Annotated in this window: 16 protein-coding genes and 2 pseudogenes; 12 read left to right on the top strand and 6 right to left on the bottom strand. The window is 63.2% G+C overall.

All coding sequences use genetic code 11. The features are described from left to right. The first annotated feature begins 17 nt into the window (after window positions 1-17). The 7 genes from RM530_RS04595 to RM530_RS04565 all read left to right on the top strand — a co-directional run bounded on the left by RM530_RS04595 (window position 18) and on the right by RM530_RS04565 (window position 7009). A complete protein-coding gene (locus RM530_RS04595; RefSeq protein ID WP_311364028.1) occupies window positions 18-1052 on the top strand; it encodes a methyltransferase domain-containing protein in 1035 nt (344 codons plus the stop codon). Next, window positions 1052-2080 carry an arsenosugar biosynthesis radical SAM (seleno)protein ArsS gene (gene arsS / locus RM530_RS04590; RefSeq protein ID WP_311364027.1) on the top strand — a complete coding sequence of 343 codons (1029 nt, stop codon included), beginning with the start codon at window positions 1052-1054 and terminating at the stop codon, window positions 2078-2080. Before RM530_RS04595 ends, arsS begins: the two co-directional genes overlap by 1 nt. 49 nt (window positions 2081-2129) lie before the next feature. Further along, window positions 2130-2924, top strand: coding sequence for a peroxiredoxin family protein (locus tag RM530_RS04585; RefSeq protein WP_311364026.1), 795 nt, complete (start codon window positions 2130-2132; stop codon window positions 2922-2924). After that, a complete protein-coding gene (locus RM530_RS04580) occupies window positions 2925-5078 on the top strand; it encodes a dihydrolipoyl dehydrogenase family protein (protein WP_311364025.1) in 2154 nt (717 codons plus the stop codon). 5 nt (window positions 5079-5083) lie between these two features. Further along, a complete protein-coding gene (locus RM530_RS04575) occupies window positions 5084-5887 on the top strand; it encodes a DUF547 domain-containing protein (RefSeq protein ID WP_311364024.1) in 804 nt (267 codons plus the stop codon). 185 nt (window positions 5888-6072) lie between these two features. Further along, entirely contained in the window at window positions 6073-6894 is an 822-nt protein-coding gene (locus tag RM530_RS04570; RefSeq protein WP_311364023.1) for a sterol desaturase family protein, read from the top strand. Beyond that, window positions 6884-7009, top strand: coding sequence for a hypothetical protein (locus RM530_RS04565; protein WP_311364022.1), 126 nt, complete (start codon window positions 6884-6886; stop codon window positions 7007-7009). Before RM530_RS04570 ends, RM530_RS04565 begins: the two co-directional genes overlap by 11 nt. Window positions 7010-7034: 25 nt before the next feature. On the opposite strand, the gene dauA is transcribed toward RM530_RS04565, so the two are convergent. Next, a complete protein-coding gene (gene dauA, locus RM530_RS04560) occupies window positions 7035-8813 on the bottom strand; it encodes a C4-dicarboxylic acid transporter DauA (protein WP_311364021.1) in 1779 nt (592 codons plus the stop codon). Between the two features lie 236 nt (window positions 8814-9049). Here dauA and RM530_RS04555 point away from each other — a divergent pair, with 236 nt between their 5' ends. Further along, window positions 9050-9241, top strand: coding sequence for a CopG family transcriptional regulator (locus tag RM530_RS04555; protein ID WP_349256170.1), 192 nt, complete (start codon window positions 9050-9052; stop codon window positions 9239-9241). 239 nt (window positions 9242-9480) lie between these two features. On the opposite strand, the gene metH is transcribed toward RM530_RS04555, so the two are convergent. Beyond that, window positions 9481-13701, bottom strand: coding sequence for a methionine synthase (gene metH, locus RM530_RS04550; RefSeq protein ID WP_311364019.1), 4221 nt, complete (start codon window positions 13699-13701; stop codon window positions 9481-9483). A gap of 285 nt (window positions 13702-13986) precedes the next feature. On the opposite strand from metH, the gene RM530_RS04545 reads away from it, so the two are divergent. The 3 genes and pseudogenes from RM530_RS04545 (at window position 13987) to RM530_RS04530 (ending at window position 17435) form a co-directional block, all read left to right on the top strand. Continuing rightward, on the top strand, window positions 13987-16185 hold the full coding sequence (locus tag RM530_RS04545; RefSeq protein WP_311364018.1) for a DUF1631 family protein: 2199 nt from the start codon (window positions 13987-13989) through the stop codon (window positions 16183-16185). Window positions 16186-16353: 168 nt separating this feature from the next. Further along, window positions 16354-17117, top strand: a pseudogene (locus RM530_RS04535) (alkane 1-monooxygenase); the annotation flags it as partial. A gap of 147 nt (window positions 17118-17264) precedes the next feature. Further along, window positions 17265-17435: a rubredoxin gene (locus tag RM530_RS04530; protein WP_311364015.1), complete on the top strand. Its 171-nt coding sequence runs from the start codon at window positions 17265-17267 to the stop codon at window positions 17433-17435. A 230-nt stretch (window positions 17436-17665) separates the two neighbouring features. Here the strand turns inward: RM530_RS04530 and RM530_RS04525 are convergent, their stop codons facing one another. The 4 genes and pseudogenes from RM530_RS04525 to RM530_RS04510 all read right to left on the bottom strand — a co-directional run bounded on the left by RM530_RS04525 (window position 17666) and on the right by RM530_RS04510 (window position 19850). Continuing rightward, window positions 17666-17884, bottom strand: a complete 219-nt coding sequence (locus RM530_RS04525) for a hypothetical protein (RefSeq protein ID WP_311364057.1) — start codon at window positions 17882-17884, stop codon at window positions 17666-17668. Next, window positions 17864-18264: pseudogene (locus tag RM530_RS04520) on the bottom strand (integrase core domain-containing protein); the annotation flags it as partial. The pseudogene RM530_RS04520 and the gene RM530_RS04525, both read right to left, overlap by 21 nt. A 97-nt stretch (window positions 18265-18361) precedes the next feature. Next, on the bottom strand, window positions 18362-19114 hold the full coding sequence (locus tag RM530_RS04515) for an SDR family oxidoreductase (RefSeq protein ID WP_311364014.1): 753 nt from the start codon (window positions 19112-19114) through the stop codon (window positions 18362-18364). A 61-nt stretch (window positions 19115-19175) separates the two neighbouring features. Further along, window positions 19176-19850, bottom strand: a complete 675-nt coding sequence (locus RM530_RS04510) for a histidinol-phosphatase (RefSeq protein ID WP_311364013.1) — start codon at window positions 19848-19850, stop codon at window positions 19176-19178. A 111-nt stretch (window positions 19851-19961) separates the two neighbouring features. On the opposite strand from RM530_RS04510, the gene RM530_RS04505 reads away from it, so the two are divergent. Continuing rightward, complete coding sequence (locus tag RM530_RS04505) at window positions 19962-20483, top strand: RNA pyrophosphohydrolase (RefSeq protein WP_311364012.1); 522 nt, start codon at window positions 19962-19964, stop codon at window positions 20481-20483. Window positions 20484-20578: the final 95 nt, after the last annotated feature.

Below are 20578 nucleotides of genomic sequence, written 5' to 3'. Positions count from 1 at the left end.
AACGAGCGAGATTTCAAATGGACGGCGATTTCAAGACCCACGAGAGCGTGCAGGACTATTACGGCCGGATTCTGCAATCCTCTGCCGACCTCAAGACCAGTGCCTGCTGCCTGGCGGAAGCCGGCCCGGCGCGCGTCCTCGAAGCCTTGAAGAACGTGCACGAGGACGTGAAGAGCCGCTTCTACGGCTGTGGCTCGCCGATCCCGCCCGCGCTGGAGGGCTTGAAGGTGCTCGACCTCGGCTGCGGCTCCGGTCGCGACTGCTATGTGCTCGCGCAACTGGTCGGCGCCGAGGGCCAGGTGACGGGCCTGGACATGACCACGGAGCAACTGGAGCTGGCGCGCAGCACGCAGGCCTGGCACGCCGAACGCTTCGGCTATGCCAACACGCGTTTCGTGCAGGGCTATATCGAGCAGCTCGATGGCATCGACGACGCCAGCCTCGATCTGGTCGTCAGCAACTGCGTCATCAACCTCTCGCCGGACAAGGAACGCGTCTTCCGCGAAATCTTCCGCGTCCTCAAGCCCGGCGGCGAACTCTATTTCTCGGACGTGTTCAGTGACCGGCGGATTCCAGCGACGCTGGCAACGGACGCGGTCATGCTCGGCGAGTGCCTGGGCGGCGCGCTGTATGAAGAGGATTTCCGGCGCCTGATGCTGCGGGTCGGCTGTGCGGATGTCCGCATCGTCACCAGCAGTCCGCTGTTGATCAACAACCCGGAACTGGAACAGCGCGCCGGCAATATCCGCTTTTATTCACGCACCGTGCGCGCGTTCAAGCTCGATCTCGAAGATCGCTGCGAGGATTATGGGCAGGTCGCCATCTATCTCGGCACGCTGCCCGAAGCGCCGCACGCCTTCACGCTCGACGACCACCATCATTTCGTGAGCGGCAAGCCGATGCTGGTCTGCGGCAACACCGCCGACATGCTCGGCGGCTCGCGCTACGCGGCGCATTTCCGCGTGTTCGGTGAAAAAACGCAGCACTTCGGTCTGTTCGATTGCGCACCGCCGGGCGCCGTGTCAGCCGTCCAGCCCGGAGCCTGCTGTTGATGAACATCACCGTCCGCCTCGCCGATCTTCCAGCCGCCGATCATGGTCCGGCGTTCGAGCGCCTGCTCGCAGAGCATGCACTGGTGCTATCGCCGATCGACGTGCAGACCCTGCAGGTCAACCTGACCAAGCTGTGCAACCAGGCCTGTCGGCATTGCCATGTCGATGCCTCGCCGGCACGGACAGAGCAGCTGTCGTCCGCGCATGCCGATCGTGTGCTGGCGATCCTGGCCGGACACCCGCAGATCACGCAGCTCGATCTCACCGGCGGCGCGCCGGAACTGCATGCGGATTTCGAGCGCCTGGTCGTCGGCGCCACGACGCTCGGCAAGCACGTCATGGTGCGACACAACCTGACGGTGCAGTTCGACGGGCATCCGAAAACGGGCCAATCGATGGCGCATCTGCCCGCCTTCTTCGCCGAGCACCGCGTCGAGGTCATTTCCTCGCTGCCGTGCTACGGCGAGAAGAACACCGACACCCAGCGCGGCAAAGGCGTCTTCGAAAAGTCGATCACCGCTCTGCATCGGCTCAATGCCGTCGGCTACGGCCAGCCCGACTCCGGGCTCATGCTGACGCTGGTCTACAACCCGCTCGGGCCGTCGCTGCCGCCGCCGCAAGCCCAGCTGGAAGCGGACTACCGCCGAGAACTGGCCGAGCATCACGGCATCGTCTTCAGCCGTTTGTTCACCATCACCAACATGCCGATCCACCGCTTCGCGCTGCACCTGCGCAAGAACGGTCAGTACGAGCGCTACATGGAGACCTTGCTCGCGGCCTTCAACCCGCAGGCGGCCGAGAATGTGATGTGCCGGCGCCTGATCAGCGTGGACCATGCGGGTCACCTGTTCGACTGTGACTTCAATCAGCAACTCGGCATCGCGGCGCGCGATGCGAATGGCCAGGCAATGACGCTCGACAGCTTCGATCACGCCCGTCTGCTGAATCGCGCCATCCGTTTTGAGCGTCACTGTCTGGGGTGCACCGCCGGCGCGGGTTCGTCCTGCGGCGGCGCGCTGTCCACTTGAGAAATTCTCCATGCATCGCATCAAGGCTCTATTCGTTTCGTTCTACATGATGGCGCTGATGGCCGGGCTGGTCGTCGCCGCCACGCGCCTGTGGACCGCACCGCAGGCCTGGGCCTGGTGGGGCGTGGTGCTGGCATCGGGCGTGCCGATGGCGTTCTTCATGCGCCTGTTCATGGGCTCGACCGCGCGGACCAGTGCCAACCTCCACGGGATCCCGATGGCCGGCGGCCTGGGCACTGTCGTCGCGCTCGCCGATGCGGGCCCCGGCCTGGCGGCCGGCATCGCCTTGTTCAACGGCGTGTTGCTGTCGCTGCTCTATATCCACTCACGCTTCAGTGCTCGCAGTGGCGATCTGCTCGGCACTGGAAAGCGGCTGCCCGATCTGGCTCTCATCGACATCGATGGCCGCGAGCTGCGCACCGCGGAGCTGACCCGCAAGCCCGCGCTGTGGATGTTCTATCGCGGCAACTGGTGCCCGCTGTGCATGGCGCAGATCAAGGAGGTCGCGGCCGAATACCGGCGGCTCGCGGATCGCGGCGTCGAAGTCTTCCTCATCAGCCCGCAGCCGCAGGACCACACGCGCAGGCTGGCGCAACGTTTCGAGGCGCCGATGCGCTTCCTGAGCGATCGCGACAATCGGGTTGCCGCGCAGCTCGGCATCCTCGCCAGAGGCGGCTTGCCGATGGGCATGCAGGCCCTGGGTTACGACTCCGACGTACCGATGCCGACGGTGTTCATCACCGCTGCGGGCGGCCGCATCGTGTACAGCGACCTCACGGACAACTACCGCCTCCGGCCCGAGCCCGCCGATTTCATCGCCGCGCTCGACCGCGCAGGACTGTGAATGAGCACTTCCACGCTTCGACGCCTGATCATCGGCCTGCTCATCGCGGCAGCGGTCGCGGCGTTCTTCGTGCTGGATCTCGGGCGCTATTTATCGCTGGACTACCTTCACGCGCAGCACGCTGCGCTGCTGGCCTGGCGCAGTGAGCAACCGCTGATTGCAACCGCCAGTTTTTTTGCCGTCTACGTGCTGGCCACGGCGCTGTCGGTTCCGGGGGCGGTGGTGCTGACGCTGGCGGCGGGCGCGATCTTCGGGCTGTGGTGGGGCCTGCTCATCGTCTCGTTCGCCTCGACGCTCGGTGCGACCGGTGCCTTCCTCGCCGCGCGTTACTTACTGCGCGGGATGATCGAGGCGCGTTACGGTGATCGGCTCAGGGCCATTAATGCCGGCATCGAGCGCGATGGCGCGTTCTATCTGTTCACGCTGCGGCTGGTGCCGCTGTTTCCGTTTTTTCTCATCAACCTGCTGATGGGTCTCACCGCAATGCCGGCGCGGCGCTTCTTCTGGGTGAGCCAGATCGGCATGCTGGCGGGCACGGCGGTTTATGTGAATGCCGGCACTCAGCTTGCGCAGCTGCGTTCGCTGGCCGGCATCCTGTCGCCGGGACTGATCGGCGCCTTCGTCCTGCTCGGCGTCTTTCCGTATCTGGCCCGAGGCCTTGTCAATGCCGCGCGGGCGCGCAAGGTCTATCGCGGCTTTCGCCGGCCAACGCGGTTTGATCGCAACCTGATCGTGATCGGTGCCGGCAGCGGTGGTCTGGTCAGCGCCTATATCGCAGCTGCGGTCCGCGCCAAGGTGACACTGATCGAGAAGCACCAGATGGGCGGCGACTGCCTGAATACTGGCTGCGTGCCGTCCAAGGCGCTGATCCGCTCCGCCAAGTACGCCAGTCAGCTGCGCCGTGCCGGCGAGTTCGGCTTTGACAAGGTCGCGGGGGAAGCCAATTTCGCCAAGGTGATGGACCGTGTGGCGCGGATCGTCGAAGCGATTGCGCCGCATGACTCGGTCGAGCGTTTCAGCGGGCTGGGCGTGGAATGTGTCCTGGGCGAGGCCAGGCTGGTCGATCCGTGGACCGTCGAAGTCAATGGCAGACGCCTGAGCGCGCGGAACATCATCCTGGCTACCGGTGCCGAGCCGTTCGTGCCGCCGATCCCGGGGCTCCGGGAGGTCGGTTACCTGAGCTCCGATACGGTCTGGCAGCTGCGCGAGCAGCCGCAACGATTGATCGTTCTCGGCGGCGGGCCGATCGGCTCGGAGCTCACGCAGGCCTTCGCGCGACTGGGCTCCCATGTGACGCAGATCGAGATGCTGCCGCGGCTGCTGGCGCGTGAGGACCCGGAAGTCTCGCAACTCGTCATCGACCGCTTCCGCGCCGAGGGCGTCGATGTGCGCGTCAACACCCAGGCCAGGGCCGTGATCGTTGAAAACGGCGAAAAGTTTCTGGTCTGCGAATCCGCAGGGCGCGAGGAACGCGTGGCCTTCGACGCCATTCTGGTCGCGGTCGGTCGTGTCGCCCGACTCCAGGGCTTTGGCCTCGAAGAACTGGGCATCAAGGCTGGCCGCACGATGGTGGTCAACGAGTTCCTGCAGACGAGCTTTCCCAATCTCTACGCCGTTGGCGATGTGGTCGGGCCGTTCCAGTTCACGCACACGGCGGCGCACATGGCGTGGTATGCCACTGTCAACAGCTTGTTCAGTCCCCTCCTCGCGCTGCGGGGCGGACCATTCAAGGTCGACTACTCAGTGATCCCTTGGGCCACGTTCACGGAGCCGGAAGTCGCGCGGGTCGGACTCAACGAGACCGAGGCGCAGGAGAAAGGCATTGCCTATGAAGTGGTCCGGTATCCGCTGGACGATCTTGACCGCGCCATTGCCGACGGCGAGGCGCATGGCTTCGTCAAGGTGCTGACGGTGCCGGGCAAGGACCGGATTCTCGGTGTCACCATCGTCGGCGAGCATGCCGGCGATCTCCTGGCCGAGTATGTCCTGGCGATGAAGCACCGCATCGGCCTGAACAAGATCCTCGGCACCATCCACATTTACCCGACGCTCGCCGAGGCCAACAAGTACGCGGCGGGTCTCTGGAAGCAGGCGCACAAGCCGGAGCGACTGCTGCGCCATGTCGAGCGCTTCCATACCTGGCGTAGAGCTTGACGCCCATGTGCAAGATTCTGAGGATGATGCTGATGATGACCGCCGCGATCTTGAGTACCGCCGCCATGGCCTTTGATCACGACTACGCCGTCTATGGCGAAGCACTGAAGAAGCATGTGCGGTGGACGGCCGGCGGGAACAGCAGCGTGGTGGACTATGCCGCACTCAAACGTGATCCCGCGGCACTCAGGACGTCGCTGTCGACGTTTTCGGCCGTCGACAAGGTGGATTTCCAGCGCTGGCATCCGGATCAGCAGCAGGCCTTTCTGATCAATGCCTACAACGCCTTCACGCTTGAGCTGATCCTGAGCCGATATCCCGATCTCCAGTCGATTCGGGATCTGGGTTCTCTGTTGAGTTCGCCCTGGAAGCAGAGCTTCTTCGCCTTGCTCGGCGAGCAGCGCAGCCTGGACTGGATCGAGCATCAGCAGCTGCGCCCGCGCTACCACGATGCGCGCATCCACTTCGCCGTCAACTGCGCGTCGATCGGCTGTCCGGCGCTGCGCCCGGAGCCCTATCGCGCGGCAAGCCTCGACGCGCAACTGACCGATCAGCAGAGACGCTTCCTGAGCGACCGGTCGCGCAATCGCTTCAATGCGAGCCGCGGGGTGCTGAGCGTCTCGTCGATCTTCAAGTGGTACGGCGAAGACTTCACGGCGGACAACAAAGGGCTTGAGGCCTGGCTGGCGAGTCAGGCAAGCCTGCTGGCGGATAAGCCGGTCGATCAGGCGCGGATCGCCAAGGGGCAGTTCAAGCTCGAATACCTGTCGTATGACTGGACGCTCAACGCGTCAGGCGGCCAGCGCTGATCGATGCACACCGGATCGATCCTCGCTGACCGAATTCGCACGCGCCACTCGCGGATGGCGAAAGCGAGGCAGCCGCGGTTCGCGATGGCGACGCCGGCGGGCCTTCAAGCTCACCGGTCTGCCGCAAAGTGACGCTCATGCATGTGGGCGGCCTATCGGAACTGACGTGGCGGCTGAGCGCATTCGTGGCGATCTTCGCGATCATGTCGCTGGCCGAGACCCGGTGGCCGCGTCGACCGCGACGGCTGGGCCGATCTCATCGCTGGGCGACCAACCTCAGCATCATGCTACTGGGCGCCGGCGTGGTCCGACTATTGGCTGCGCTGTCGGTGCCACTGGTTGCCGTCGCGGTGGCGCTCTGGGCCGAGCGAACACAGACGGGACTGCTGCATTGGCTGGCGTGGCCTGAATGGCTGGCGTTTACCGTCAGCCTGATCTTGCTCGACCTGCTGATCTGGGCCCAGCACGCGGCTTTCCATCGCGTGCCGCTGTTCTGGCGGCTGCACCGGGTGCATCATGCCGATCGCGAGATCGACGCCTCCACGGCCCTGCGTTTTCATCCGATCGAGATCGGATTGTCCATGCTGATCAAGAGCGCCGCGGTGCTGCTGCTGGGTGCGCCGGCCCTTGCCGTGATGATGTTCGAGATCGGCCTCAACGCGATGGCGATCTTCAATCACACCAACGTCGGACTTCCGGAACGGGTGGATCGCTGGCTGCGGCGCCTGCTGGTGACGCCGGACATGCATCGCATTCATCACTCGATCGATCCGCGCGAGCATCACCGCAACTTTGGATTCAACCTGTCGATCTGGGATCGGCTGTTCGGAAGCTATGTGGCTTCACCGCGGCTAGGCCATCTCGGCATGCAGATCGGCTTGCTGCAATACCTGTCCGATGACCCAGGCCGGCTGTGGTGGAGTCTGTGGCTGCCCTTTGCGCGAGCCAACATCTCACCGGAATCGCCACCGGCGAATGAGCATGAAGCTGGACCTCATGAACGGTGACGGGAGCGTGGCTACACCCACTGCGCCCGCGACCGAAACCCTTGGCGCGACGATCTCGATCATCGTGCCCCTGTTGATGAACATCTACACAGCGCCCGATACCTTCGGCGCTTGATCCAGCACTGCAATCATCTGGCTCATTAAAATACCTCCGCGTTTCGATCCATCTCGTTGCGCTCATGATGCCAACGCAGCACGACGACCTTGGCCCACTGCCAGTCTTTGCAGTACGTCAGCACTCCTTTTTCCTTTCGAATGCCTGCACGACGCAGTTTGACGATGATCCGCGTCGGTAATCCCATCAGGATCAGCGCTATTCCCTCGCGATGCATTTCGTCGATTAGCGACTGGAGAGCGACGATTGCCGTGCCATCCATGCTGGGCACCTTGCGCATGTCAATAAGTACAAGCTGGACGTTACGATCGACCAAGTGCAGTGATGTGAGGGCTTTCTCGGCCACCCCGAAGAACAGGGGGCCATTGATCTCGTAAACGGCCACTTCTGGAGGCAGCCCGTTGACAGTAGGGTGATTCTCGGCCTCGATACGATCAGTTGTGGTCAGCAAGGCCATACGCCGAATGAAAAGTGCCGCCGCCAGTCCCATACCGACAGCGACGGCCAGAACCATGTCAAACAGGACGGTCAGTCCGAAGCAGGTGACGAGAATGGCCACGTCGCCAGGAGGCGCCGACCGCAAGGTATGCAGGAAATGACGCGCTTCGCTCATGTTCCAGGCAATGATGAATAGCAGAGCCGCGAGGGCAGCCATGGGCACGAGGCCCAGCAATCCAGCGAGTGCAATGACCGCCAACAGCACCACTACAGAATGCACCACTGCCGCGATGGGTGAACGAGCGCCGCTTCGGATGTTGGTTGCTGTCCGGGCAATGGCCGCCGTGGCGGTGATGCCGCCGAACAGTGGCGCGATGATGTTGCCCAGCCCTTGGCCAATCAGCTCGGCGTTGGGATCATGCTTGGTCTTCGTCAGACCATCCGATACCACCGCGCACAGCAGTGACTCGATCGCCCCTAGCATGGCAATGGCAAAGGCAGGCCCTAGCAGAGCACGAATCAGTTCGAAATTCAGTTCAAGGGGCTCTCCATTGGCTCCCGGTAATAGCCAAGGAGCCATGAAGGAAGGCGCTATAGGGGGGATTCCAGTACCCGTCTCGCCATTGGCCTCCCAGGTAAAGCGTGAGGCAATCGTCTCAACGGCAGGCGCGCCGGCGCTCCCGAACCACTGATTGGCACCGTAAGCCGTGATAGCGCCAACGACCAGCCCGACTAGGGGCGCCGGAATGGGCACATGCAATCGCGGCCAAAGCTGCATGACGACGAGAGCGAATGCACCAATACCGAACTCAAGCATATTGAGGCTGGGGAGTGAGGTGAGGATCCGGCCCAAGTTTTCGACAAAATGCTCACCGAGCTGCCCAACGCTCAGCCCCAGAAAATCGGGAATCTGTAGTACCGCGATGACAACTGCTATCCCCGCCGTGAAGCCCAAAACCACGGGATAGGGTATGAACTCGATCAGGCGCCCCATTCGGGTAACCCCCAAAACCACCAGAATGATGCCGGCCATCATCGAGGCTAAAAGCAATCCGCCGAGACCGTACTGCTGAACAATCGGGAAAAGTATGACGACAAAAGCGGCTGTCGGGCCTGAGACACTGAAGCGAGCACCGCCGGTCAACGCGATGATGGCCCCAGCCACAATCGCTGTATAGAGACCCTGCTGAGGTGGAACGCCTGTAGCGATCGCCAGCGCCATCGACAGTGGCACGGCCACGGTACCGATGGTAAGGCCAGCCATCACGTCTTTGCGTAAATCCGAGAGTCCGTAACCCTCCCGCCACGCAGCGCGAAGACCTGTGGAGATGCTGGGCAGGCTAACCGAAAACCTTTGGCGCGACATTCGATGGCCCTCGCTGTAATGCACCCTCGCCATGGCGGCGTCGAGCGGAAAATTGGGCGCAGGGGGCGGAAAGCATGTTAATTACGTTAACATGTAGTTGTAATTATGTGCAAGCATTGGGCACCATGTTTCAATGCGAGCATCCGGCATCACGCGGCGCGTGATTCACGTTAAGACATTGCGGGATGAGAGTAATGACATTAACATTGGATGTTAATGTCAGGAGGGGAATGCTAATGGAAAAGAAAACTGCTCGCCTCACTCTGCTCATAGACCCCCAAAAGAAACGAGCCTTTGAGCAGCTATGCGCTTTGCAGGATCTGACACCCTCGCAAGTCGTGCGGCAGCTGATACGAGACTATCTACATAAGCATGGGGCGGAGTACGAGACACAGATGACCAAAGAGGGGAAAAACACCTCAAGCTGATGCCAGAGCCATCTCATGCAAAGCTACATGGCTCCGTGACGCCACCCTCGTCAGCAACCGGCGATCTGTGCCATGACGCCGGGCAGGTGGTAACTCATCAACCATGAAATCCGGTGAGACGGCGCAGTGGGCGCGACTCTATTTCATTGGTTCGGCTTTGGCGCCCTGATGGCGCCTGCGCTTCTGGCTTTGGTGCTGCACACGCGCGAGCTCGGTCGGCGAATAGTCGCCAGTCCTGATCAGTCTTCCGGCTCGTAACCCAGGTTCGGCGCCAGCCATTTCTCGGCCGTACGGAAATCCCAGCCCTTGCGCTGCGCGTAGTCCTCGACCTGATCGCGATTGATGCGGCCGACCACGAAATACTGCGATTCGGGATGGCCGAAATACCAGCCGGATACCGAGGCGCCGGGCCACATCGCCATGCTCTCGGTGAGTTCGATGCCGATGCGCTGGTTCACGTCCAGCAGTTGCCACAGCGTCTGCTTCTCGGTGTGCTCCGGACAGGCGGGGTAGCCTGGGGCCGGGCGGATGCCTGCGTATTGCTCGGCGATCAGCGCTTCATTGGGCAGGTGCTCGTCGGCGGCATAGCCCCACCATTCCTTGCGCACGCGTTGATGCAGGCGTTCGGCAAAGGCCTCCGCGAGGCGGTCGGCGATCGACTCCAGCAGGATCGCGTTGTAGTCGTCATTGGCCTTCTTGAAGGCTTCGACGCGTTCGGCGCTGCCGATGCCGGCGGTGACCGCGAAGGCGCCGACGTAGTCGTGAAGGCCGGTTTCGCGCGGTGCCACGTAGTCGGCGAGGCTGCGGTTTGGAATGCCGGGGCGGTGCTCACTCTGCTGGCGCAGGTGGTGTAGACGCGCGATTTCGGTCTGATACGTTTCGTCGGCGAAGATCACCGTGTCGTCACCGTCCGCCTGCGCCGGGAACAGCCCGAACACGCCACTTGCCTTGAGCCACTTTTCGGCGATGATCCGGTCGAGCATGGTCTGGGCGTCGTCCCACAGCTTGCGTGCGACTTCGCTGGTGGCCGGATTGTTGAGCAGGTCCGGGAAGCGGCCCTTCATCTCCCAGGAAATGAAGAAAGGCTGCCAATCGATGTATTCGCGCAGTTCCTCGATCGGGTAGTTCTTGAGTTCGTGGACGAACTGGGTCGCTTGCCTCCCCTCTCCCCTGGGGAGAGGGGCCGGGGGTGAGGGCGACCTACTGCCGCGAGCCTCACAAGCGTTCCACAGATGCCCCAGTACATCTTCGGTTCGCTCGAACAAATCATGATTCCAGACGCGTACGACTTCGATGCCCTCGGACAACAGAAACGCATCACGCGCCGTATCGTGCCGGGCCTGCGTATCTTCGTTGCGCTGCCCGCCATCCAGTTCGATGGCCAGCTTCAATTCGTGGCAATAGAAATCCAGGCGATACGGCGGCAGCGGATGTTCGCGCCGGAATTTGTGGTTGCCGAAACGGTGGTCGCGCAGCAGGCTCCACAGGAATTGCTCGGCATCGGTCGCGTCTTGCCGCTGGCGGCGTGCGGCTTCGGTGATTTCGTGTGGGATGTGGCGGAGGCGTGGGGCGCCCTCACCCCCGGCCCCTCTCCCGGAGGGGGAGGGGAATTCGATTGATACGTCCCTGGCCTGTTGCAGCAGCATGCGCGGGCGGAACGGGCGGTAGCCGTTCCAGTCGATCGGCGTGCGGTTCTCGCGCGCCTGCGACAGGCGCAGGAACTTCTCCTGGCGGTTGCGCTTGCCGTGGCGTTCGCGCACGCCGTCGTATTCCTCGCGCAACTTGTCGAGCAGGACCGGGCGCTGTTCGTCTGACAGCAGGGCCGCCGCGATCGGCACCGAGCGCGAGGCGTCCTTCACCCAGACCACCGGGCCGTGGTAGCCCTTGTCGACCTTGACCGCGGTGTGCGCGCGCGAGGTGGTAGCGCCACCGATCATCAAGGGGATGTCGAAGCCCTGGCGTTCCATTTCCTTGGCCAGATGCACCATCTCGTCGAGGCTGGGCGTGATCAGGCCGGAGACGCCGATGATGTCCACCTTTTCGGCCCTGGCGGCGTCGAGAATCTTCTGCGCCGGCACCATCACGCCGAGATCGACCACGTCATAGTTGTTGCATTGCAGGACCACGCCGACGATGTTCTTGCCGATGTCGTGCACGTCGCCCTTGACCGTGGCCATGAGGATCCTGCCCTTGGCCTTGTGTACCTCGCCCGGCTGCTTCTCGGCCTCGATGAACGGAATCAGATAGGCCACGGCCTTCTTCATCACGCGCGCGGACTTGACCACCTGCGGCAGGAACATCTTGCCGGCGCCGAACAGGTCGCCGACCACGTTCATGCCGTCCATCAGCGGGCCTTCGATCACCTCCAGCGGGCGCTTGCCCTGGCTCGCCAGTTCGGCGCGCAGCGCCTCCACGTCTTCCTCGACGTAAGCGTCGATGCCCTTGACCAGGGCGTGGGTGATGCGCTCGCCGAGCGGCAGCTTGCGCCAGACTTCGTCGTCCACGGCCTTCTTCTCGCCGGTGCCGCGAAAGCGTTCGGCGATCTCCAGCAAGCGCTCGGTGCCGTCCGCGCGGCGGTTGAGAATCACATCCTCGATGCGCTCGCGCAGCTCGGGGTCGAGGTCCGCGTAGATCGCGAGCTGGCCGGCGTTGACGATGCCCATGTTCAGGCCGGCCTGAATCGCGTGATACAGGAACACGCTGTGAATCGCCTCGCGCACCTCGTTGTTGCCGCGGAACGAGAACGAGACATTGGAGACGCCGCCGGAGACCGAGACATGCGGCAGGTTCTCACGCACCCAGCGCGTGGCCTCGATGAAGTCCACACCGTAGTTGTTGTGCTGCTCGATGCCGGTGGCGACCGCGAAGATGTTCGGGTCGAAGATGATGTCCTCGGGCGGAAAGCCGACCGTCTCGGTGAGAATCTGGTAGGCACGGCCGCAGATCTGCTTGCGGCGTTCCAGATTGTCGGCCTGGCCGTCCTCGTCGAAGGCCATCACCACCACGGCCGCGCCGTACTTGCGGCACAGGCGCGCGTGCTCGATGAAGGCGGCTTCGCCTTCCTTCATGGAAATGGAGTTGACCACCGGCTTGCCCTGTACGCAGCGCAGCCCGGCTTCGATCACTGTCCACTTGGAGGAGTCGATCATCACCGGCACGCGGCTGATGTCCGGTTCCGAGGCGATCAGCTTGAGAAAGGTGCTCATGGCCTCGACGCCGTCGAGCATGCCTTCGTCCATGTTGACGTCGATGATCTGCGCGCCGGCTTCGACCTGCTGGCGCGCCACGGTCAGCCCGCTGGTGTAGTCGCCGTCCTTGATCAGGTTGCGGAACCTGGCCGAGCCGGTGACGTTGGTGCGTTCGCCGACGTTGCAGAAATTCAGCTCGGCCGTCAGGTTCAGCGGTTCCAGGCCGGCGAGGCGGCACACCGGATCGTGCGCGGCCGGCGTGCGTGGCGCGATGCCCTCGACATGTTTCGCGATGTGCGCGATGTGGTCCGGCGTGGTGCCGCAGCAGCCGCCGACCAGGTTCACCAGCCCCGAATGCGCGAACTCCTCGATGATGCAGGCGGTGTCTTCCGGGTGTTCGTCGTACTCGCCGAAGGCGTTCGGCAGGCCGGCGTTCGGATAGCAGGAGATGTAGCAGTCGGCGAGGCGCGACAGCTCCTCGATGTAGGGGCGCATTTCCTTGCCGCCGAGCGCGCAGTTGAGGCCGATGGCCAGCGGCTTGGCGTGGCGCACCGAATTCCAGAAGGCCTCGGTGACCTGGCCCGACAGGGTGCGTCCGGAAGCGTCGGTGATGGTGCCGGACAGGATCACCGGCCAGCGCTGGCCGCGTTCCTCGAACAGCGTCTCCACCGCGAAGATCGCGGCCTTGGCGTTGAGCGTGTCGAAGATCGTTTCGATCATGAACAGGTCCACGCCGCCGTCGGCGAGCCCGCGCGCCTGTTCGAGGTAGGCGTCGACCAGTTCCTCGTAGGTCACGTTGCGCTTGCCGGGATCGTTCACGTCCGGGCTGATGCTGGCGGTGCGGTTGGTCGGGCCCAGCGCCCCGGCGACGAAGCGCGGGCGCTGCGGCGTGCTCGCGGCGTCCGCCGCCTCGCGCGCCACGCGCGCGGCCGCGACGTTGATTTCATAGGCCAGCGCTTCCATGCCGTAGTCGGCCTGGGAGATCTTCTGAGCATTGAAGGTGTTGGTCTCGACGATGTCGCTACCCGCCGAGAAGTACTTGCCGTGAATCTCGCGGATGATGTCCGGCTGCGTGATCGACAGCAGGTCGTTGTTGCCCTGGATGTCGCTGGGCCAGTCCGCGAAGCGCGCGCCGCGGTAGTCGGCCTCGCCGAGCTTGTAGCCCTGGATCATCGTGCCCATGGCGCCGTCGAGCACGAGTATGCGCCGACGCAGTTGTGCTTCGATGTCTTGGAAGGAGGGCGTCGGCACTGGGGTCTTGATCTCGCTCATCGGAAAATTATATCCGCTTATCCGCATAAGCGGATGACGTTGAGGGTGGCGATACTAAAACCATTTGAGCCACCGCACCAGGCTCGACGACATGGCACAGGCTGTGCTATCAATCCAGCGGCAACGGAGTGGCGATTTTGTCGCCGTTTTCGCAGGCCACTGTACTGGTCAATTTGCGTGAGTCCTGTGGAGACAGCTCTCTGTTTCATGGCTTCGCGGGCGGGGACTGGTTCGGGCCGGTTGTCGGATAGTGAATAATGAGCTTGGTCTCGGGGGTGGCCATAGATGGCCTCGGCCGCCTCGGCCGCCATTTCCGAAACCGGCAAGCCCAGGCTAGGGGATATGGCGGCGACGGTTCACACGTTTCCCAATGGACGAACGGCTCCACCGCAGGAAGTCGCGGGGCCAGCGTCAGCCATTGTCGAAGGCCTGAGCAACCGGGTCCGTGCGGCTTTTTCCGAGTTGACCCGCAAGATGTTCGAAGGCGCGGACGACGCGCTGTTCGAGATGAGCGAAAAGTCGCGCAACAACGAGGAGCAGCGCCTCTATTTCGACACGATGCGGGTGCTGAGAATCGAGCAGTCGCGTATCGTCAGCCGCTTCCTGACGCTGCTGGGCGAAGCCTTGTTGAGTTCCGGCAGCAACGAAGCCGGCGCCGTCAATATCGATTTCGAGCATCTGTCGCTCAAGCCGACCGAAGCGCTCGAAGAATCGATCGCGATCTCCAACATGGAAGCCAAGGCCGATGGACTGTACCGCGACCTGATCTGGGAACTCGATCGCCGTCTCGATACCGTGTCGCGCACCTACAAGGTTCAACTGACTTCGCAAGGTCTTGCGCCGGCGTCGCTGTGCGGAGCCTTTCGGCGCGCCGTTGAACCTCTGGACATCGAATTCGACATCAAGCTGGTCGTCTACAAGTTGTTTGACCGCAGCATCATTTGCTCGCTCGGTGAGTTTTACGCACAAACACTCAATTGGCTGGAATCGCAAGGCATCAAGTCGGTGCCGACGGCACCGACGGTGGAGCCCTCGCGCTGGACGCCGGCTGGCGCCACCGTTGATCGCGCAACGCTGGATGCATTGCGTGCGCTCGGTGAGGGGATGCCGTCCGCCATGAGTGGGTGGGCGAGCGAACGCTACGGCGCAGGCCTCTCGGCCGGCTCCATTCCGAATTCCCTGTCCGGGTCGGCCCCTGGTCAGTTCAGCGATGCGTCTCTGGCGGCGGAACTGGCCAGCACGCTGGGTGGTTCGTCGGCCAGTCTCTGGGCGCAGGCGGCCACCCAGCGGCTTGCTCTGGTGGGCCGTCTGTTCGCGGACATCCTGGGCGATCCGAATGTCCCGTCGTCGCTGAAGCCTTCTCTGGAACAACTGCGCTTTCCGGTGATCAAGACGGCGCTGTCCGATCCCGGATTCTTCAACGATGCGCAGCATCCCGTACGTTCATTGATTCACGAGATCGCGACGATGGTGGCCGCATCGCGTGCCGTCGACGGCGACGCCCAGCGGGAAGTCGAATGGCTGGTGCGCGAGGTTCGCAACCAGTTCGATCTCAATCCCGAAAGCGTGCGGCCCAGCCTGCGGGACGCCGAGCCGCTGGGGAAACCGGATATCGAAGGGTTCCTCGGCCAGATCGAGGTCCAGGCCCGAATTCGGCGCGAGGCGATTCTCGGCAAGGTGAAACGCATCGTTGCCGAGGAGTTGACGCTTCGCACCGTCGGGCGAGACGTGCCGGCGTCTGCATGGCCGCTGTTCAATGCCGGTTGGGCGCCGTTGATGTGCGTGCGCCTGTTGCGCTACGGAGTGCGCAGCAGCGGTTGGACCGATGGGCTTGCGCGTCTGGATGAGGTGCTTGCCGGAATGCGACCGATAGCGGCTGATGCCGAAATCCAGCATCGGCGCGATGCGGTCATTGCGGCGCTGTCCTCCGATTTGCGCAAGGTCGGCATGTCCGACGACAAGTGCGCGCGCCTGCTGGCGGGGCTGCGTCAGGCCTATGCCGAATTCGATTCCAGGGATGCGACGCCTGCGGCAACCCAGGCGGCGCCCGAAGTGCCCGCGGAGCCGGTCGCGTCTGCCGAGCACGGTGCACCGCAGGCGGCCACCGAATTGGTGCCCGAGCCGGCGATGGATGCTGCGCCGTTCGGGACGGCGCCCGACATGAACGCGCAGAAGCGCGAAGGCGGTAGCAACGCCGTCTCTGATGGCGACACGCGCCGTCTGCTCGATCTGCTGTGTACCCCGGGTGCCTGGTTCCGTGTTCTCGACCGCGAACAGCAGCGCACACGCTGGTTGCGGGTCAATTCCTTCCATCCGCAGCGCGACTCGATCGCTTTCGTCGAGTTCGACGGGACCGCCGCACTGCAACTGCGCGTCAGTATGCTGCTGGGCGATTTGCGCGACGGGCGTTCGGAGCCGATCAACCCGGATCCGTTCGCCAAGACCCTGCTTGATCGCGTGATTCGCGGCGAAACTGCGGCTTAGTCGCTCCACTCGATCCGCACCGACCGCGCGACCCAAAATCCGCCGCGGTCAGCTCAGACTCGATCCGTGCACTGGAGGAAGGTAATGCGCTCGGCAACGATCGATTCCACGTCCTGGAAGGGACGGCAAGCGCCATTCGTGGTTGTTGGGGGCGCCGATCATGGCATGCATGAGCTTGGGCACAAGACCTCACCGTTAGAGCGCTGGCTCGCCAAGATCAGCTTGCTGCCGACGGTCTACGGCCATTTTTTCGTGGAGCACAACTGCGGCCATCATGTTCGCGTCGCCACGCCGGAAGTCCCGGCGTCGGCACGCTTCGGTGAGTCATTCTGGAGTTTTCTGCCGCGCACGATGATCGGCAGTCTGACCTCTGTCTGGAGCGAGAACGCCTGGCGCGTCGCGGCCATTCGGTGTGGAGCTGGCGCAACGACATTCTGCAAACCACCGCGCTTACAGCGCTGCTGTTCGGCGGACTGATCGCGGCGCTCGGCTGGACCGTCGCGCCGTTTCTGCTGATCGCCGCGTTCTACGGCGCAAGCCTGCTCGAAGTCGTGAACTATGTGGAGCACTACGGCCTGTGCCGTGAACGCCTGGCCAACGGGCGCTACGAGTGCTGCCAGCCCAAGCATTCCTGGAACAGCAACCATGTCGTCACCAAGCTGCTGCTGTACCAGTTGCAACGCCATTCGGATCATCACGCCAACCCGATACGTTCCTATCAGGCGCTGCGCCATTTCGACGAAGCGCCGCAGTTGCCGTCGGGCTACGCCTCAATGATCCTTCTGGCCTATTTTCCGTCAAGCTGGTTCCGGCTGATGAACCCCAGAGTGGTCGCGCACTACGCCGGGGATATGCGGCAGGCCAACATCAAGCCTTCGGTCCGGACGCGCGTGCTGGCCAAGTACGCACATTCCGGCCCCTCGCCAGTGTAGTCCCAAGCGGTGTAGCCCCAAGCGCGGATTCGACCGCGCTGCCGAGGCTGGTAGAATGCTGCCTGCGCCGCGTTCACACGCGGCGTCGGCGTTATCGCTGGGTCGAGCGCCGTCTCCCTGAAATCGTTTCAAAGCCGAAGGATTCGAATGCGTAAGTGGCACTGCGTGATTTGCGACTTTATCTACGATGAAGCCAAGGGTCTGCCCGACGAGGGCATCGCGCCGGGAACCCGCTGGGAAGACATCCCGGATTCCTGGACCTGTCCCGATTGTGGTGCCTCGAAGGACGACTTCGAGATGGAACCGATCGACGAATAAGTCGACGATTGGTCGTTTGCGCAGGCCGCCACAAAGCCCGTACACCATACCCGCCGGGTCGCTTCGCTCGACGACGCCCGGTGCATGTTCCGGCTCCGGAAATGCTCCGGGTGTCGTGCGCTTGCGCGTTTCCTGCTGCTGGTGCTGCCGGCCGCCGGGCTGGATGGCTGCAGCGCGGCCAAGTTCGGCTGCAAGCATGCGGAGCGGCGGCTGTCCTGGAAGGTCGACGATCAGTCGAGCAGATAAACAAGGCGCTCGACGACGAGTTGCGCGAAGCGAGAGACGAACAGGCCCGGGAAGACGGAGACGATCCCTTGGCGCATCGTCGCGACAAGATCCAGGGCGACTTCGAGCGCTGAATCGGTCGCCTGAATCATGCAGCGATTTGAGTGTTGATCGCCGGCGCCGAAGCGGGCTGCGGCGGTGGGACGCTCGGGATTGAGCGTCACGGCACCGATCGGCGTCCAGTTACGCGTATGTCGTGTCCATCGTCGCGGGTTTTGCGCTCGGGCTTCGACGTAGAGCGCATGGCGCTGCGCGAGGATGCGGTGATCGTCACCGGCTGCCGCTGCGCGGGCGCGACGTAACGAATGCCGCTGTGCCGGTGCTGGTGGTTGTACCAGTCGACCAAGCCCGCCGGCCAGTGCCGGGCGTGATCGAGAGTGTCGAATCCCTGTGCGGGAAACCCAGGGCGGTACTTGGCGGTGCGGAACAGCGATTCGACGAAGGCGTTGTCGTCGGACACGCGTGGACGCGAGTAAGACGGTGCGATGCCCAGCCAGTGCAGCATCGCCAACACGGTGCAGCCCTTGAGTGCAGCGCCGTTGTCTTGGTCACGTCGTTCTCCTTGCGTGGGTTGAATCACACGGCAAGGGATACGTTTTTCGCGGGCAAGGTCAGTCGAAGGCTGAGTGCCGTGCGCCCGTTCAGGCGTCGCGCTTGACTGCCAGCGGGCCGAAGGCCTGGCTGACCGGCATCAGGGAAACGGTATTGATGTTGAGGTGCGCGGGGCGCGTCGCGATCCAATGCACGGTTTCGGCAATGTCCTCGGCCGTCATCGCCTGCGTATTGCTGTAGACCTTGGCGGCCCGTTCATCGTCGCCGTGAAACCGGACATTGGAAAATTCGGTGCCGCCGGCCAGGCCCGGCTCGACGTTGCTGACCCGCACCGGCGTACCCAGCAGGTCGGCACGCAGATTCAGCGAGAACTGGCGCACGAAGGCCTTGGTGCCGCCGTAGACATTGCCGCCCGGATACGGCCATTCACCAGCGGTGGAGCCGATGTTCACGATATGCCCACGTCCGCGTTCCACCATGCCTGGAAGCAGGCTGCGCGTGAGATACAGCACGCCCTTGATGTTGGTGTCGACCATCTGTTCCCAGTCGTCGAGCGAGGCCTGTGGAGCCGGCTCCAGTCCCAGTGCCAAGCCGGCGTTGTTGACCAGCAGATCGATCTCGCGAAATTCTTCCGGCAGCGTGGCGATGGCCGACTCCACGGCGGTACGGTCACGCACATCAAGCGCCAGCGGCAGGGCCATGGATGGCCCGATCTCGTCCGCCAGTGATTGAAGGCGCTCCATGCGCCGTCCGGTGATGATGAGACGGTGTCCGTCAGTGGCGAAGCGGCGCGCGATGGCGGCACCGAATCCGGCGCTCGCGCCGGTTACGAAAACGATCATGCAACTGTCCTGTCGAGGAGCGGGGTACACATCCTGGGGCGGGACCGGACCAGTCGGCAAATCAGCGGGGCGCGGTCGAGGGTGAGCGCAAGGAAATGATCGGCCAGCCGCGCGCGGCCGCGATGTCTCGCAGTACCGGGTCGGGGTCCACGGCAATCTGCACGTCAGCCATCTCCAGCAGTGGCACGTCGTTGCGGGAATCGCTGTAGGCGGTCATGTGTGTGACCGGGGCGGCGGCGGCCTCGATCCATTGGCGCAGTCTGATGCACTTGCCATCCTGAAAATTCGGCGTGCCGGCGATGCGACCGGTGTAGACCCCGTCGATGACCTCCGGGTCGGTCGCGATCAGGTGCTCAACGCCCAGCAGTTCGGCGATCGGCTCGGTGATGAAGCGGCTGGTTGCGGTGGTGATCAGCAGGGTGTCGCCATCGGCTCGATGACGCTCGAGCAGGGCGTAGGCCTGTTCGCTGACGATCGGCGTGATCTTGTCCCGAACAAAACGCGGTCGCAGCGCAGCCAGGCTGGGTGCGCCGAGTTCGACCAGCGGACGCAGCGAAAATGCCGCGAACTCCGCAATGTCCAGTTCCCCTGCGAGATACTGCTCGTAAAAGCGGCGGTTGGCGTGTGCATACTGATCGGCGTCGACATAGCCGCCGTCGGCCAGGAACTGACCCCAGAGGTAGTCGCTGTCTCCGGACAGCAGGGTATTGTCGAGATCGAAAACGGCCAGTTGCATCAAGCAGGCTCCGGAAAACACGCGCTTTTGGGGGCACCGCGTCGCCGCCGCCGATTGGCGCAGCTGTGGTGCTGTGAAACAATAGGATACCGACCAAACGAGGGCAGGATCGTGGTCGACGCCGAGGGCTTTCGCCCGAACGTCGGGATCATTCTGAGTAACGAGCAGGGCCGCGTGCTGTGGGCCAAACGAATCGGACAGAATGCCTGGCAGTTTCCACAGGGTGGACTCAGTCCCGGCGAATCCCCCGAACAGGCGCTGTATCGCGAATTGATGGAGGAATTGGGCCTCGACCCCGAGCACGTCGTCGTTCTGGGGCGCACCGAGGACTGGCTGCGTTACCGTCTGCCCAAACGCTATATCCGGCGCGGCCGCGTTCCAATGTGCATCGGCCAGAAACAGATCTGGTTTCTGTTGCGCCTTAAAGCCGACGAATCGGCGATTCGCTTCGATCGCTGCGAACGTCCGGAATTCGACGGCTTTCGCTGGGTCGATTTCTGGTACCCCTTGCGCGATGTCGTGTCCTTCAAGCGCGATGTCTATCGCGCTGCAATGCGTGAGCTGGCGCCCTTGATTGGCGTGCAGCCGCAGCGTCGACGCTATCCGCCCTATGGCGTGAGCGCCAGAGGCTGATCGCGCGATTCGCCATCGATCGGCGAAGGACGATAGTTAAAATCACTCGCAGACATTATTGACACCGATTCGCATTTGTAATGTAATCGGAATCA

This window comes from Banduia mediterranea, assembly GCF_031846245.1.
Lineage (GTDB): Bacteria > Pseudomonadota > Gammaproteobacteria > Nevskiales > Nevskiaceae > Banduia > Banduia mediterranea.
The sequence above is the reverse complement of the archived record's forward strand: the minus strand, read 5'-3'. Positions and strand labels throughout refer to the sequence as shown.